Annotated in this window: 21 protein-coding genes; 16 read left to right on the plus strand and 5 right to left on the minus strand. The window is 38.9% G+C overall.

Features of this window, described 5'->3' with window-relative positions; genetic code table 11:
* The first annotated feature begins 79 nt into the window (after nt 1-79).
* The 5 genes from AC2IOM_RS18255 to AC2IOM_RS18275 all read left to right on the plus strand — a co-directional run bounded on the left by AC2IOM_RS18255 (nt 80) and on the right by AC2IOM_RS18275 (nt 2,713).
* Nucleotides 80-685 carry a DUF2314 domain-containing protein gene (locus AC2IOM_RS18255; protein WP_486359646.1) on the plus strand — a complete coding sequence of 202 codons (606 nt, stop codon included), beginning with the start codon at nt 80-82 and terminating at the stop codon, nt 683-685.
* 435 nt (nt 686-1,120) lie between these two features.
* Nucleotides 1,121-1,516 carry a cupin domain-containing protein gene (locus tag AC2IOM_RS18260; protein WP_486359647.1) on the plus strand — a complete coding sequence of 132 codons (396 nt, stop codon included), beginning with the start codon at nt 1,121-1,123 and terminating at the stop codon, nt 1,514-1,516.
* A gap of 114 nt (nt 1,517-1,630) precedes the next feature.
* Nucleotides 1,631-2,050 (plus strand): hypothetical protein, encoded by a 420-nt coding sequence (locus AC2IOM_RS18265; protein ID WP_486359648.1) that lies wholly within the window; start codon nt 1,631-1,633, stop codon nt 2,048-2,050.
* 107 nt (nt 2,051-2,157) lie between these two features.
* Nucleotides 2,158-2,400: a hypothetical protein gene (locus AC2IOM_RS18270; RefSeq protein WP_486359649.1), complete on the plus strand. Its 243-nt coding sequence runs from the start codon at nt 2,158-2,160 to the stop codon at nt 2,398-2,400.
* A gap of 157 nt (nt 2,401-2,557) precedes the next feature.
* Nucleotides 2,558-2,713 carry a hypothetical protein gene (locus tag AC2IOM_RS18275; RefSeq protein WP_486359650.1) on the plus strand — a complete coding sequence of 52 codons (156 nt, stop codon included), beginning with the start codon at nt 2,558-2,560 and terminating at the stop codon, nt 2,711-2,713.
* A 283-nt stretch (nt 2,714-2,996) separates the two neighbouring features.
* Here the strand turns inward: AC2IOM_RS18275 and AC2IOM_RS18280 are convergent, their stop codons facing one another.
* Entirely contained in the window at nt 2,997-3,707 is a 711-nt protein-coding gene (locus AC2IOM_RS18280; RefSeq protein ID WP_486360693.1) for an ArsR/SmtB family transcription factor, read from the minus strand.
* Between the two features lie 275 nt (nt 3,708-3,982).
* On the opposite strand from AC2IOM_RS18280, the gene AC2IOM_RS18285 reads away from it, so the two are divergent.
* Entirely contained in the window at nt 3,983-4,303 is a 321-nt protein-coding gene (locus AC2IOM_RS18285) for an antibiotic biosynthesis monooxygenase family protein (RefSeq protein ID WP_486359651.1), read from the plus strand.
* A gap of 12 nt (nt 4,304-4,315) precedes the next feature.
* Nucleotides 4,316-4,948, plus strand: a complete 633-nt coding sequence (locus AC2IOM_RS18290; protein WP_486359652.1) for a LysE family translocator — start codon at nt 4,316-4,318, stop codon at nt 4,946-4,948.
* A 322-nt stretch (nt 4,949-5,270) separates the two neighbouring features.
* Here the strand turns inward: AC2IOM_RS18290 and AC2IOM_RS18295 are convergent, their stop codons facing one another.
* From AC2IOM_RS18295 to AC2IOM_RS18305, 3 genes are read right to left on the minus strand one after another with little or no spacing between them, the layout of a single operon-like run.
* Nucleotides 5,271-5,888, minus strand: a complete 618-nt coding sequence (locus AC2IOM_RS18295) for a DsbA family oxidoreductase (RefSeq protein ID WP_486359653.1) — start codon at nt 5,886-5,888, stop codon at nt 5,271-5,273.
* A 34-nt stretch (nt 5,889-5,922) separates the two neighbouring features.
* Nucleotides 5,923-6,804 carry a glutathione S-transferase C-terminal domain-containing protein gene (locus AC2IOM_RS18300; RefSeq protein ID WP_486359654.1) on the minus strand — a complete coding sequence of 294 codons (882 nt, stop codon included), beginning with the start codon at nt 6,802-6,804 and terminating at the stop codon, nt 5,923-5,925.
* A 28-nt stretch (nt 6,805-6,832) separates the two neighbouring features.
* Nucleotides 6,833-7,297, minus strand: a complete 465-nt coding sequence (locus tag AC2IOM_RS18305) for a Dps family protein (protein ID WP_100915765.1) — start codon at nt 7,295-7,297, stop codon at nt 6,833-6,835.
* Between the two features lie 166 nt (nt 7,298-7,463).
* Between AC2IOM_RS18305 and AC2IOM_RS18310 the strand changes: the two genes are divergently transcribed.
* Nucleotides 7,464-8,366 carry a LysR family transcriptional regulator gene (locus AC2IOM_RS18310; protein ID WP_486359655.1) on the plus strand — a complete coding sequence of 301 codons (903 nt, stop codon included), beginning with the start codon at nt 7,464-7,466 and terminating at the stop codon, nt 8,364-8,366.
* A 45-nt stretch (nt 8,367-8,411) separates the two neighbouring features.
* On the opposite strand, the gene AC2IOM_RS18315 is transcribed toward AC2IOM_RS18310, so the two are convergent.
* The gene (locus tag AC2IOM_RS18315) at nt 8,412-9,305 is read right to left on the minus strand and encodes a DMT family transporter (protein WP_486359656.1); all 894 of its coding nucleotides are present in this window, start codon (nt 9,303-9,305) and stop codon (nt 8,412-8,414) included.
* A 283-nt stretch (nt 9,306-9,588) separates the two neighbouring features.
* On the opposite strand from AC2IOM_RS18315, the gene AC2IOM_RS18320 reads away from it, so the two are divergent.
* The 8 genes from AC2IOM_RS18320 (at nt 9,589) to AC2IOM_RS18355 (ending at nt 14,431) form a co-directional block, all read left to right on the plus strand.
* Nucleotides 9,589-10,389: a hypothetical protein gene (locus AC2IOM_RS18320; protein WP_486359657.1), complete on the plus strand. Its 801-nt coding sequence runs from the start codon at nt 9,589-9,591 to the stop codon at nt 10,387-10,389.
* A 179-nt stretch (nt 10,390-10,568) separates the two neighbouring features.
* A complete protein-coding gene (locus tag AC2IOM_RS18325; protein ID WP_486359658.1) occupies nt 10,569-10,907 on the plus strand; it encodes a DMT family transporter in 339 nt (112 codons plus the stop codon).
* Nucleotides 10,907-11,593 carry a hypothetical protein gene (locus AC2IOM_RS18330; protein WP_486359659.1) on the plus strand — a complete coding sequence of 229 codons (687 nt, stop codon included), beginning with the start codon at nt 10,907-10,909 and terminating at the stop codon, nt 11,591-11,593. Before AC2IOM_RS18325 ends, AC2IOM_RS18330 begins: the two co-directional genes overlap by 1 nt.
* A 160-nt stretch (nt 11,594-11,753) precedes the next feature.
* Entirely contained in the window at nt 11,754-12,158 is a 405-nt protein-coding gene (locus tag AC2IOM_RS18335; protein ID WP_486359660.1) for a DUF1801 domain-containing protein, read from the plus strand.
* Between the two features lie 85 nt (nt 12,159-12,243).
* The gene (locus AC2IOM_RS18340) at nt 12,244-12,588 is read left to right on the plus strand and encodes a hypothetical protein (protein WP_486359661.1); all 345 of its coding nucleotides are present in this window, start codon (nt 12,244-12,246) and stop codon (nt 12,586-12,588) included.
* Nucleotides 12,589-12,671: 83 nt separating this feature from the next.
* Nucleotides 12,672-13,478 (plus strand): alpha/beta fold hydrolase, encoded by an 807-nt coding sequence (locus tag AC2IOM_RS18345; RefSeq protein WP_486359662.1) that lies wholly within the window; start codon nt 12,672-12,674, stop codon nt 13,476-13,478.
* Nucleotides 13,479-13,501: 23 nt separating this feature from the next.
* On the plus strand, nt 13,502-14,083 hold the full coding sequence (locus tag AC2IOM_RS18350) for a class I SAM-dependent DNA methyltransferase (RefSeq protein WP_486359663.1): 582 nt from the start codon (nt 13,502-13,504) through the stop codon (nt 14,081-14,083).
* A gap of 60 nt (nt 14,084-14,143) precedes the next feature.
* On the plus strand, nt 14,144-14,431 hold the full coding sequence (locus tag AC2IOM_RS18355) for a YciI family protein (RefSeq protein ID WP_274760254.1): 288 nt from the start codon (nt 14,144-14,146) through the stop codon (nt 14,429-14,431).
* Nucleotides 14,432-14,524 lie beyond the last annotated feature (93 nt).

Here is a 14,524-nt window from a genome sequence, read left to right on the forward strand (position 1 = left end):
AATGTAAACAGGCGATGTTGCGGTAGAAAAAGAGGCAACTTGCCTCTTAATAAACTGTTATGCATTAGAGATAGATTCGATGAAACTTATAATTATAGCAGTAATATCTTTGGTTTCTTTGTTTCCTCTTTTGATGTTCTCAACTGAGGTATGTGGTTTAAACGATAGCGCTGGTGGCATTGTTTCTATAGTACTTGGGTGGGTAGTACTACCTGCGTTGCTGCTTAAGTTTTGGCAGGGCCGTCCTGATCCATCAGTTATCCCTATCGACATAGATGATCCGATAATGCAGGAGCAAATTAACAGAGCTAAATCTGAGCTGCCTCGTTTTATCGAGGGTCTCAATAGTGGCAATTTAGAGGCATTTATTAAGTTTCCCTATGAGTTCGATGGCGAAGTAGAGCATGTATGGGGCGTTGCCCATTCATATAGTAATGGCCAATTTATTGTATCGCTTGCTTCTGATCCTATCGGAGAAGTAAGTGATGAGTTACATTCAAGGTTAAAAATAGCTGAAAGCAAAATAGAGGACTGGACATTGACCGATGCTAAGGGATATACGCAAGGCGGGTATACCATGTTGGCAATGGCAAGATTGTATGAAAAAAGCTATGGCAAGTTACCTAAAATGTATTCCAAGGATTTAGAGCGTTTTGTCGATTTTAAGTGGCCAGAAAATGCATAACAAGGCGCTGCAGACGGACAGTTTGTTCCGCGGCTCAAATGTGTTTTCGCTACGCTATAACACATTTGCTCCGCTCCACAAACTGCCGCTGAGCTTGGCGTTATGTTTTCTGGAAAGTGTGGTGTTTAATTAATGAATAGTAAGCAACCTGTATTTCACGCACCTAAAGTAATAAAAGTAAAAGCAACGTGGCTTTGGCCAACTAGATTTCTTTTCTTGTGTGTATCGTTTTATTTTATTTATAAAACTTATAACGCATATGTTACAGGGGCATTCTATGGGACAGTTAGGTATCACTATTTAGAAGAAAGCCCCATTTTCTTTTGGTTTATGCTCTTAATGTTTTTGATCGTTGCGTTCGCATTTATTTGGCAAGCTTTTAGCGTTAAATTGAAAACATAACAAGCTGTTTATGTACCTAAAGGGAGCCAGTAAGTGTCTAAATCTGTTGCGATTACCATCGAAAGCGAATTCACCAGAGTAGAGTTCTTGAAAAATAGAACACCTGAAACTACGGATGAAGAAGCCAAAAATGCATTTGCACTGTTATCTGAATATAGAGATGGCGGAATATACGTGGCTCACTATTCTGGTTATAGTGAATGGGAAAGGCACGTGAATGGTGACGAATTCGTTCAGGTTTTGGGCGGTGAAACGACATTGGTTCTTTTGAGCGGAGAAAAAGAACAACGCAACGAATTATCATCTGGTCAAATGCTGGTTATCCCTAAAGGTGTATGGCATCGGTTTGAATCACCTATTGGTGTGAAAGTAATGACAATTACGCCTCAACCAACTGAGCATAGCATAGATAGACCAAACGGTACATAACATGCCGTTGCAGGCAGGGACTTTTAATAGTTGGTTTCCCTCACTGCGTTTGTTATTTTAGCCAACTATTAAAAGCCCCTGAATGGGGCGTTATACGTTTTTCAAGGATGAATTATGAGACTTATATTGTTGCTTTTTTTAGTTAGCCTATGTGCGTGCTCTCCCTCAACTGACAATTTGTCGTCTTTAGCAAGTCAGCAGTTTAGAGAAGGCGGTGAAACGGAAGAATCTTGGTTACATGATGGGAAACTGCATTTTTCAAATGCTCTAGAGTGGCAACAAGCTTCTTATCAAAATAAGCGCGCTACTTCTTCCGATTTCTTATTAGCGCTCGACAAGCAAGGGCGTCTGGCAATTGATATTACTGATAATCGAAATTTAAAAGAGTATAGCGAAGAACTTACACGTAAATTAAATAAACATTTTGAAATTATTGGCCCAGCCGTTGAAAACAACAAGAAATTCGCAAATCAATTAGTTAGTGATGCCGTTGTTTTAATAGCATCTAGAAATAGTTGGCTTAAAAACGTATAACAAACAAATTAAAAGTACGGAGAAAAAAATAAATGGACTTTAACCAAACTAAATAAATTCTTGAAACTGTCGCATCCCATGGTAAATCTGGATGCGGTATCATAACTTTGGCAAATCAAACTAATATTAGCCAATCACAACTGAGAGAGTTTCTCGATTCTAATAATGATTTTTTCTGCCAACTAAACAATAAATCCACCTATACACTAAACGCATTTGGTAAATACAAAGGCTCTGTTGAAGCTATGTTGCAATCTGTTTCAGAGCGCAATGAAAAAACAAAGTTAAATCAATTGATTTTGGTAGCATGTGTCGCTTTCGCTTTTGGGTATATTTTAGGCGGCATATAATCAGTTGCTAAAGTATCATTTCGGTCAAAAAACACTGCCGAACTAAACTATGGCGACACCATGTAGCAAGCGGAATTGCATTTAATTAAACCAAACAAGGAAGTAAAACATGATTAAAAAGATAATCTCTATCTTAATAGCAATACTAGGTGCTTGGATGTACCTGCATGATGACCCCATTTTTGGCGTTATTCTTGTCTTTACCGCGCTTCTAATTTATCGACATGCTGACTTTGGAGTAAGTGTTTATTCCGAATTTGATTCGTCGACTGATTCTAGCTCGGGAAGTGACGGTGATTCGGGCGGAGATTAACTTCTGCCGCAACAAGCTGGATAAATGAGATAAATAATAGTTGGCTTAAATTTTGCGAATTTAAGCCAACTATTTTATTTCAGTAAAACACGGCGCAGCATTGTTAAAGAATCAGCATTAAACGTCTAACAAATATTCCAGCTTTAAGTGATTTTAAAGAAAAAATTCCAGAGTTAGGTGATTTTGAACATGCAAAGTGTGTTATATCGGTTTGAAAATAAGTGAAATTCTTAAATTGGAATTCTGGAATTAAGTGAGTTTGTACAATGCGTGCAGTTAACGTTCAAATACCATACCTTTTCGTAAAGGCGCTTAACCCTTGCGGTGTAAATTGAATTACTCTGGAATCTAAGTCTTGGCTTGCCCAATTACGATTCATCGCATCCTCTAACACCCATTTCCCAATACTACCCGCAAGGTGGCTTCTCCTTTCGCTCCAATCAAGACACGCTTTACACAACGGTCTGCGGCGCTTGTTAAGTACGCTAAAATCAACACCTATCTTGCAAAAAAAATCGTATCCTGCTTCTGTCAACGTAAGCTCTGAAGAATCCTCATTAAGCAAACCTTGATTCACTAACGCATCAAGTAACCTTACCCCTAGTTCTCCCGCTAAATGGTCGTAACAAATACGCGATTTTCTTAGTCTTTCGCTTGCGGGTCCCGTAATAGTTTTGCTCTTTGATAGCGTTGCGCTGATATTTAGCATTTGCTCAATCAGTTCAGCAACTTGCAAGTTTTTAAGCTGAAAATATTTATGACGCCCCTGCTTTCTTTCGATTAATAGCTCGCCTTCAACTAATTTCATCAAATGACTGCTGGCGGTTTGAGGGGTAATGTCGGCTTCAAGTGATAACTCTGTTGCAGTCAGCGCTTTACCACTCATCAAAGCAGTAAGCATTTTTGATCTGGCTTTATCGCCTATTAGATTTCCAATGTAAGCAATTAGGTTCCACTTATTTATTCCTTCACAGTTCGACCACCGTCGAAGCATCACTATTTAAGACCGGTAGACTGCCAAAAAACAGACACGGAAACAATAAGTATGAAAATAATCAACTTTTACAAAATCTTTTTAAATTAGATGCACGTGTATTAATCAGCTTTAGCCCGATGGCAATTGATGAAAACTCTCGGAGCAGGTTACATCTGTCATAGCAAGATAAAAGCAATACTCACTTGGCTAAAACTAAAAAATTTATTGTTAATGAAAACGTACGTTTTTGTAGACCCCCGTAACGTACATGCGAGTTCCTAAGGAGAAAATCTATGATCGCAGTAATATTTGAAGTAACTCCAAAAGCTAACGGAAAGGCACGTTATTTTGAAATGGCGCAGGAATTAAAAAGTTCGCTAAATCAAATTGATGGCTTTATTTCTGTCGAACGCTTCCAAAGCCTTTCAAACCCAGACACATATTTATCGTTATCATTTTGGCAAAACGAAGCAGCAGTAACACAGTGGAAAGCGCATTTTAAGCACCAAACCGCGCAGAAAAAAGGAAAAGAAGAGCTTTTTAGTCATTTCAGAATAAGAGTTGGCAATGTAGTTCGCGATTATGGCAGTGACAACCACACACTAAAGCAATAGTCAGAGAAGAAAATGAATCTAGATCAATATACTACGTATACAATAATAGTTACGATGCTTTTGGCATTCCCAGGCCCATCCGTATTACTTTCAATTAATAACGGTTTAAACTACGGCAAAAAGCGCGCAGCGTTTGGCGTTTTAGGGAATGTAATTGCATTTCAACTCTTGTTACTTATCAGCGCCACAAGTTTAGGAACGATTATTTTGGCGTTTGAAGAATTATTAGCCGTAATAAAATTTTTTGGCGCTAGTTATTTATGTTATTTGGGAGTTAAGATTTATCGCTCAGCTGTAGTTCAACTAAGTACTGGTGTGTCTCGACCCTCTATACACTCCCAACCTTGGCTAATCTTCAAACAAGCATTTTGGGTGACATCTTTAAACCCGAAAGCCCTAATTTTTGTATCAGCCTTATTACCTCAATTTATTTACTCAAAAACACCATTGATACCTCAAGTAACTGTGCTTTGTATTATCAGTGCATTGATTCATTTTACAATTTATTTCAGCTATGCCGCACTGGCTGATAAGGCAAAGCACCTAATTAATGGTAATAAAAACCGTCAACGATTCAATAAAATAAGTGGTGTAACGTTTTTATTGTTTGGTATCGCGTTGGTAATACCGAGCTTTAGTACTTAAACATATTAGTGTTACCCTTGTTTTTACAACTCTTTTAATTTATCGACATGCTGACTTTGGAGTAAGTGTTTATTCCAAATTTGATGCGTCGACTGATTCTAACTCTAGCTCGGGAAGTGACGGTGACTCGGGCGGAGATTAGATTCCGCAGCAACAAGCTGGATAAATGAGATAAATAATGGTTGGTTTATGCGCAAGCCATAGCAATTTAAGCCAACTATTTTATTTCATTAAAACACGCCGCAGTATGGGTAAAGAATCAGGCATAAAACGTCTAACAAATATTCCAGCTTTAAGTGATTTTAAAGAAAAAATTCCAGAGTTAGGTAATTTGGCCCAGCGCGCTTTTCAGCATTTGATAATCTACTGCACCAGCAATCTTCCATTTCTTATTAATAATTAGAGTAGGTGTTGATGTAACACCGTAACTTTGGGCTAGCTGTCTATCACTTTGGATTTCAACTTCTCTATCAGTAGAATTGATATCATCAAGAAAAATAGACTTATCTAATCCAACTTGCTCTGCAATATCTGCAAGTACTTGTAAATCTCCAATGTTTCTATTTTCGCTCATATGTGCGTGTGTAACCGCATCAAAGTAATCCCAATACGTATTTACTCCACCTTGTTTTTCAGCGGCTTTACACGCTTTTAATCCAGGCGTTGAAAATGGATACTCGAACGCTTTTTGGCGCATACCTTCAACATTGATGCGTTGAGCATCATCAGCGAGTGCACATTGCTCCCAATGCCCAAGAATAATCTCCTTTGCTTGTGGCATTGATCCGAACTTGCTGATCATCTCGTCGCGAGATGCGGAAAGTGCAAATGCATGGTGATGTACATCTAAATCAAACTCTTCTGATAGCTTTCGTAATCTAGGGGAAAAGACATAACACCAGCCACAAATAACATCATGGAAAAAATCAATTCTAATCATATTCTGTTGCTCTAAGTTAAAGTAAGCGTTTTATTTACCAAGTTATTTCTGGTCCCGCAGGAATAATGCGATGTGGATTGATATGAGCATGAGAAAAATAATAATGCTCTTTCATATGCTCGATCTCTATTGTTGCTCTGATACTCTCAACGTTTAATAAATCAAGCATATATCTATACAGGTGAGTAAACGCTTTTAGAGGCTTTTTATTCGCTTTAAAGTGCACTTCATAAACCGCCTCAAATCGAACTAGTGTTGGAAGTAAAAAAAGGTCTGACAGTGTGATAACTGAACCATGCAAATAGTTACTTTTTGATAGGGTTTCATCCAGTTTTGTTAACGCATTAAACAAAGTATCACTCGCTGAATCATACTCATGTTGCGACTTTGCAAAACCAACGTGGTAAACCTTTCTGTTTACGTTTTGATGCAACCAACTATTCAACCTCTCAATGTCACCTTTCAAATTGCTCGGAACAAGCTCTACTTTATTGGTAGCCATTGATAACCAGTTAGTTGCAAGCTCCATTGCTAAATTAGATGAATCATTATTAGCTATCGTATTGTTTAGCTTATCCCAAAGAACAGGAACAGTTACTCTGCCTGTATAATCTACTTTTGCTCGAAGATATAACGCGGCTAAATTTTGTTGCTCATATATCGGGTCTGGGTTTTGGTTATCGAATAACCATCCGTCGGAATATCGTTTAGCCGCAACGGACGAGAATGAAATTGCATCATTCAAACCCAAGTAGTTAATGACTAATAAAGGTCTATGAGCAAATGGGCACGCGTATGACAAATACAAATGGTATCGGCCCGCAGTACTTTCTATATGACTGTTAAAACTATCTTCAAAAGAGAGGTCTGCAATCTCTTTTTGTTCATTCCAAATGCCTTTTTCTAAAACTGCCATTAATTATTACTCCGTATTTAAAAAATCATTACAACATTGAGCGCAACATCCACGCTGTTTTTTCATGTTCGCGCATTCTGTCAGAAGCTAATGCTGCAGAGGACTCATCGCCTCCGTCTTGCGCTGATAACAGTACTTTGCGGCAAGTTTTGACTACTTGTTCATGAGCACTAAGAAGAAGCTCAACCATATCTGTTGCATTTGGAACAGTATCAACTTGCACAATAGCACTTAGTTTTATGAATGCCTGATATGTTCCTGGGGCAATAAGGCCAAGGGTTCTAATTCTTTCTGCAATCTCATCAACCGCTGTAGCTAATTCGGTGTAGTGCTCTTCAAACATGAGGTGAAGCTCTCTAAATTGGCTACCGGTGACATTCCAATGAAAATTGTGTGTTTGCAAATACAATGTGTATGTATCAGCCAACAGATGTTTAAGCTGCTCACCAATGGCCAGCCTATCTTGCTCTTTTATCCCAATGTTTACATTCATATCAAAAACCTAATCCCGTACTTAAAAACAATTTGCGACACTAATCTGTTTTAGCAGCATTACTTCAATGCAAATCACGTATTAAAATAGTAATTGACCATCATTGGTGGATAAACTATAAGTTAGTTGTTTTATAATTTACTTAAAGTAAACAAAAGAGGTGACTGTGGATAAAATAAGAGCGCTTACTGTTTTCAGACGAGTTGTTGAGCTTGGTAGCTTTACAGGCGCCGCCGATGACTTAAATTTATCGAAAGCGGCTATCAGTAAAAATATTAATGAGCTGGAAGAGTACCTAAAAAGCCCTTTGATAAATCGCACCACACGTAAATTGCACGTTACTGAAAGTGGGCACCTTTACTACAATCAGGTGTGCAATATTTTAGATAACTTAGAAAGTGCCGACTTATCTGTGATTGAATCTTCCAGTACTTTAAAAGGCACACTAAAAATCAGCATTCCTATGTCACTCGGTTTACTAGAAATTAATCCTATCATTTGTGAATTTATGCATGATCACCCAGATCTTTCGATTGAAGTGGTTATGAACGACCAATATGTCGACCTCATTGAAGAGGGTATTGACGTTGCAATCCGAGGGGGCGCTGAGTTAAGTAATTCAAGCCTCAGATCTCGTAAATTAATCGATATGAGACGAATGCTTTGTGCTTCGCCAAACTACCTTTCTAGAACAAGTGAAATAACGCAATTAGCAGATCTTATGCAGCATAAATTTCTCATCTACAGTTTTTCATTTTCAGCGCGCAGCTGGCTCTTTAGACATGAAGATGAAACACGAGAAATCACGTTGCCACCAAGCGCTTATGTTGTAAATAATGGTTTAGCACTCAAACAAGCGGCTTGTTCAGGGCATGGAATATTATTGTTACCTGATTTATTTGTAAAAAATGAGATTGAATCAGGTGAACTAGTTGAAATTCTGCCTCACTGGAAAGCGGATAAACATTCCCTTTATGCTGTGTATCCGTTCCACAAAGAGCAATCTCAAAAGATAAGAACATTTATAGATTACATTGTGAAGCACTTTGAGAGTATCAAGTCATCATAGTACTCAAGACAAAACTATTGAAAGGCATGAGTTTTCTCTCAATTACTATGTTTTACAGGTTTCTTTATTCGTGGTTTGCAGTATTAAGGTCGCAATAATCGACAAAGCCATGCCAGGATAAACATTTGTCGGTATACTTTTTCCTTCAAACAACCACATGAATACAGCGACAAAGACGGGGCTTAAATAAATATAAGCCATCACTCTTGTCGGGCCGAGTTTTATTGTCACTTTATGGATTAAGAAGGTTGATATTAACGTCGCAAATACGGCGAGATAAAGCATATGTAGAGAAAGGTTGATATCTATAGCAAACCAACCGAGCGGTTGTTCAACAATAATTAATGCAAATAGCATCCATACAGCACCACCAAGTAACGTACAAAAAACAACAACGACACTGGATTCGTAGCGATTAAATAGCTTCATTGAGATAGAAAAACAAACCATGGATATGCACCCCAGAAAAAACAAATAGTCTCCTTGATTTATGCTCATACCGATTAATACCTCTAAGCTGCCTCTCACGACCACCCAGCAGGTGCCTAAAGCACCAATCAGATAAATCAGTAGTAATTTAAAAGACATTGATTCTTTGAATACAAAAACACTAAAAATAGCGGTTAAAAAGGGGACTAATGTATAAAGCGTAGCGGTATTTAGAGGGGTTGTTGTTTCTAGTGCTTTAAACATGCAAATGAAAAAAACGGCAAAAAATAGTCCCATAACAAAGCCTTTCGCAAGCACTTTTTTGGTTAACGTAATTCGGTGTTTTTTCATCAAAATGACAGGTAACAACACGATTACGGCAATTGATAATCTTAGTAAGGTAAGAGAAAAGGCGTTTATCACACCTGACAACTTTGCGGTTGATATAAACGAAGCTGCAACAAGCGCTGTTACAAGTAAGGAAAGGAAATGGTATTTAAAATTTTGCATATCTAAATCTGTAATAAAAGAAACCAACAATCAGCGCTTGGCTAATTTCAATGGCTTAACAATAACAATCTCTTTGATTTGTTAAATAGAGTTTGAGTGGCTTAACTGTTTACTAGAGTGAAACTATTAAGGTAATTAAAAGAAATAACAGGGTTAAAATAAACTGACTATTTACTTAAAGTAGATAATCAGTTTACGTAATTGCTGTTTATCACGTCAGCTTATGTTTCTAGACTGAGAACTGAAACATAACTCATCACCCGATAACTTTTGAGGAGAATGAATGATGAATAAATGGTTTAACTTAATATTAGCGAGTGCAATGATAATTGCCCCTATCGCACAAAGCTATGCAAAGTCAGGCTCTACCGCAGGCTCACTTACCCTTTATTACAGTGACGGCAGTGCGCCAACACAGGGGGTGAAAAACGTTAACGCGGTACTAAAAACAGTCGGTGTACGCGTAAGCACAGTCGCATTGCCGAAAGCAGCCAAGCCTATTTTAGAAATATCTAAAAACAGGGCAATCACTAAAGAAGAAGCCGATAGTCTAATTTCTCACTTTTCTCTACATAGAGGTGAATTATTAGATTTAATAAAACAGGCAGGGCGTGTACCAGAAGCACATAGAGGTGGCTTTTTATCAACTTCAGAAATTGGTGTAGCGCCATACCCTAAAGTTTATGATATGAAAGCAATGAACCTAGAAGTAAAACAATACTTGCAAGAAAAATTCGGCAAGTTACATGTTAATAGCTCTGATGATGGTGTAGGTATCGATGAAGTGATGACCATTGTATCTGGTGGTCCGTGGACTTGGTTTTTCAGTTTACCTGGCAACGTGGTTGGCAAGTTAGTACTTGGCGAAGTGCCTACAGATGGCAAAGCTTGGCGAATTAGTTATCCTGGTTTAGGTCCGCATGGTGGATTTTTAGACTCAGCTCACGGGTTAGTAGTTGCCTATGCTCACGGTCCAAAGCACTTTGTTATGCGATATGAAGAGCCGAGCGTAGAAGGTTCAGAACTGCTCGGAACTAACCCTTGGATTGATTTCAGCGGTGACGTACCAAAATTGAAAAAGTAAGACACTAATGACCAAGCTTTAGCGCTTGGTCGTTTTTATTTCAGCCAATCTCACCCCAAAATATCGTTGCAGTTAAAATCCCCTTTTGCTATTTTTAGCGTCCGTTAGGAAGTAAGGACGACCTTACCGCTCCATTTTCATCGGGGACGGCCCCACCAAATATTTATTAGGTGGCGTTTATGTTCTTGAGTTATTTAGCACTAATCGGTGCATCACTTTTCGAAATTTTATGGGTTGCGCTGCTCGGCGCTCACACATCCGCAAAATCTCATTTTTATGTTCTTATGCTATGCGCTTGCATGGGTTTGAGCTTGTATCTGCTTGGCGTTGCCAGTAAAACAATCCCAATAACGGTATCGTATGCTATTTGGGTTGGTCTTGGCATTTTAGGGCAAGCAATTATTCAACATTTCGTGTTTAAAAACACCCTGTCGATTACTGCTTGGGTATTTACATGCACCCTCACTATCAGTGTTTTAGGGTTACTTTTTTCACAAACAAAGCATGGAGTTATGTAATGAAAATCATATTGCCAATTATTTTATCTATTTTACTTGGCGTTGCTAACGATGCCTCTGCGAAAAACAGCAACCACCCGCACAACGCACGAGTTGGTTTACATGGCATGCTGCTTTTTTCAGATGGGCAATCACTTTATGCGTCGCATTTACCCATGTTTCATGCTCCCCACGACATGCAGTTAATTGTGCGTTTTGAGCTCGCCAACAGCGTAAATCACACTAAATTGCGAAATGCGCTAGTAAATAGCTCAAATTATTGGACGCTATCGCCAGAACGATTTGACCTAACCCAGCTAGCCCAAAATGAAAAAGGAATATGGCAGTTTAAGGCTGATCTATACTCAGATCATTTTGAACGCGGTGGAACGCTTGAATTACCTCAACAAAACATTATTGTGAAAGACGTTATTTTTAGGCAACAGCTAAATCCGGATATGCCAAAAACTGCGGAATACATTCGCCTCACACCCAATGGCGTAACAAGGCAATTCTATGCCCGTATTATTGAAGGTAAACCCGGTGTTGATCACTTGTTTTGGATTAACAGCGCATCATCGCTAATGCAAAAATTTAGCATAGAAGGTATGAGCACAAGTCTTAGTAATGAGGAAATTGCACACCAACTCAATGTTAATCCAATCAAAGTTAACGCATACTACCTAGAGCATGGCGATTTAAAATAGCGTTTAAGGTAGTTAATACCATTTTTAGCAAAGAGTGCTACTCGCCCGCGGTATAAATAAACTTGATTAAGTACCAGAGCGTATTAGCCTCTTTGCTCTAATTATTTGTGACCAAAACATAAATAAGATTTATGAACCCTAATCGATAGCAGGAAGCGACATGAACAATGAAGTACAACAGCATTTGCGCACTTACCCTCTTCACGTGCAGCAACGTTTAGAAGAATTGCGCAGCCTAATATTTTCACTGGCAACAGAATTAAACTTAGGCGATGTTGACGAATGTTTAAAATGGGGCGAGCCAAGTTACAGTGTGAAATCAGGTACGCCAATACGCATGGACTGGAAGCCCAAAAACCCTCAATACTATGCATTGTATTTTAACTGCCGCACCAAGCTTGTAGATACGTTTCGAGAACTCTATCGCGATACACTTGAATTTCAAGCAAACAGAGCAATTATATTGCCGCTCAATAAGCCTTTACCGCATCATGTTATTCGCCAATGTTTAACACTCGCATTAACCTATCAGCGGTGTAAACACCTGCCGTTACTAGGCGCTTAACAAATTAATTAATACAGTTATTTACAATACATGTACCTAAAATTAAGTCATAATCGTGCAAATACGTTAATTAGAATATTGCCACATGAATAAGCTTAAGATTTTAAAATGGTGTATCGCAACGTCTCTTGTTGTTAGCGCATTAATTTTTGTGAACACCGCATTTTTTAATTATTGGACTATAAGCTTGCCTGATACAAGCGAGTTTGCTTGGAATGAGCACAGTAAACACAATTTAATGTGGGCCGCATCGTGCACATTATTTGCTGTTATTATTCTCAAAAAGTCACACAATAAATTTAAAGCCTGGTTAGCAGTTGCTGCAATCACCCTCTCTGTTACGCCGTTCTTAAGCGAATTTTTACACTCAGACACCTGCTTAGATTCAGGTGGAAGTTGGAATTACAGTAAATACACCTGTGAATATTAGGCTATTTGGCAAGGGCAAACAGGTATTAGTTTTCGCCTTTGTATAAAAACACAGCCCTCCCACCACCATAGTAAGGAGTTGTTTTGAAATTTTGGTTGTTGTTCGCAAGTTCACTGTTCACTTTTAATGTTTTCGCTACCGCTCAATTTACAAAAGTAAAAGGGGTTACCGTCGAATACCAAATGGCTGGTAGCGGTGAGCATACCATTTTATTAGAAGCCGGAGGGTCGGCAGGTTTATCCGATTGGGACCCTATTTTCAATACGCTAACCCAGCATGCGCGTGTTATTCGCTATTCGCGTATTGGCAATGGCGGTTCGCAAAAAATAACCAAAAACTACAGCTCAGAAGAATATGCAGAAGAAGCGCATTTGCTACTTGCTGCACTAAAAATTAAAAAGCCCGTGGTGTTAATTGCCCATTCTTACGGCGCTTACATCGCAAGACGATTTGCAGCAACTTACCCAACACAAGTAAGCGCATTAATGCTGATTGAGCCAGCCTCAGAGCACGATGTCGATATCATGCGCCAAATTAACTTAGCGCAGGCAGAAAAAGAAATTGCGCAAGTAAAACTCGACGACCAAGCAAATGGACTTTCTAACCAATATTTAGATTTTTGGTCTAAGCGCCCACTGCCCGACTACCCACAAATTCCTGATATTCCGGTTACCGTCATTGCCTCAATAAAACACTACCCCGAGCCAGCACTCTTATTTTTTACCGACAAAGCCCGTGAACTGTGGGGTAAGCTGCATACCGATTGGGCCAATGATTTTCCGCAAGGAAAAGCTGTATTAACCGATAAAAGCTACCATTACCCACAAAACGATGAGCCCGAAATGGTTGTAAGCGAAATACGTGCTCTACTTGCGCGCATTAAACCTTAAAAACTTTTTAAACAGGAACAAATATGAGCAACAGTTGGGATGAATATGCCGATGGTTGGGACAACAACCAAGATGTAGTCCTCTACGCCGAAAACGCGTTCAAATCACTTACACAATATACAGAACTAAATGGCCTGCGTGTGCTCGATTTTGGCTGTGGCACTGGCTTGCTTACAGAAAAAGTTGCGAAACAAGCCGCAGAGGTCATTGCCATTGATACATCAGCAAAAATGATCGATGTGTTAAACGCCAAATCGCTTACCAATGTCAAAACGCTTTGTTGTGAACTATCTGAACACGAAATTAAAAATAACCCATTGTTAACAGAAGGTTTTGACTTAATTATTGCATCATCAGTGTGTGCGTTTGTGCCAAATTACCAGCAGTTATTAACCTTGTTTAAACGCTTGTTAAAACAAAACGGTACGTTTGTACAGTGGGATTGGCAGCGCAACGAGCAGGATGATTTTGGTTTTACACCAAAGATGATCACCCAAGGCTATGAAAACGCAAACTTGCTTGTTGAAAACGTGACTAACGCATTTTCATTAACCAGCAACAATAGTACGATGCAGGTGTTAATGGGCATCGCTAAAAACAACTAAAGCGTATTAGCCTTTACGCGCTAATAATCAGACTTTGCTTTTATAAATCAAGGACGACATATGTTTATTATTTCACTCACCTATCAAGTGCCACTTAACGAGGTTGATAAATTTATACCTGAGCACATTGAATACCTAAATGCCCAATATGAAAAAGGGCATTTCATTTTATCGGGCCGAAAAGAGCCAAGAACAGGTGGCGTGATCATTTCAACCATTAACGATCGCAAAACACTTGAGCGCGAACTAGCACATGACCCTTTTTATCGTGAAAACATCGCCAGCTACGAGATAACAGAAGTTACACCGACTAAAGCAGCCACCGAGCTCAAGTTTTTGATTGATTAGCCAATGTCATTTAGGCAAAGCCGTAAAGTAACAAAATCACACTGCTAGTGCTCAAGTATTAATACGCCACAGCAAGGTTAATATGCGCATTGC

This window comes from Pseudoalteromonas sp. NS-SX12 (genome assembly GCF_057367955.1).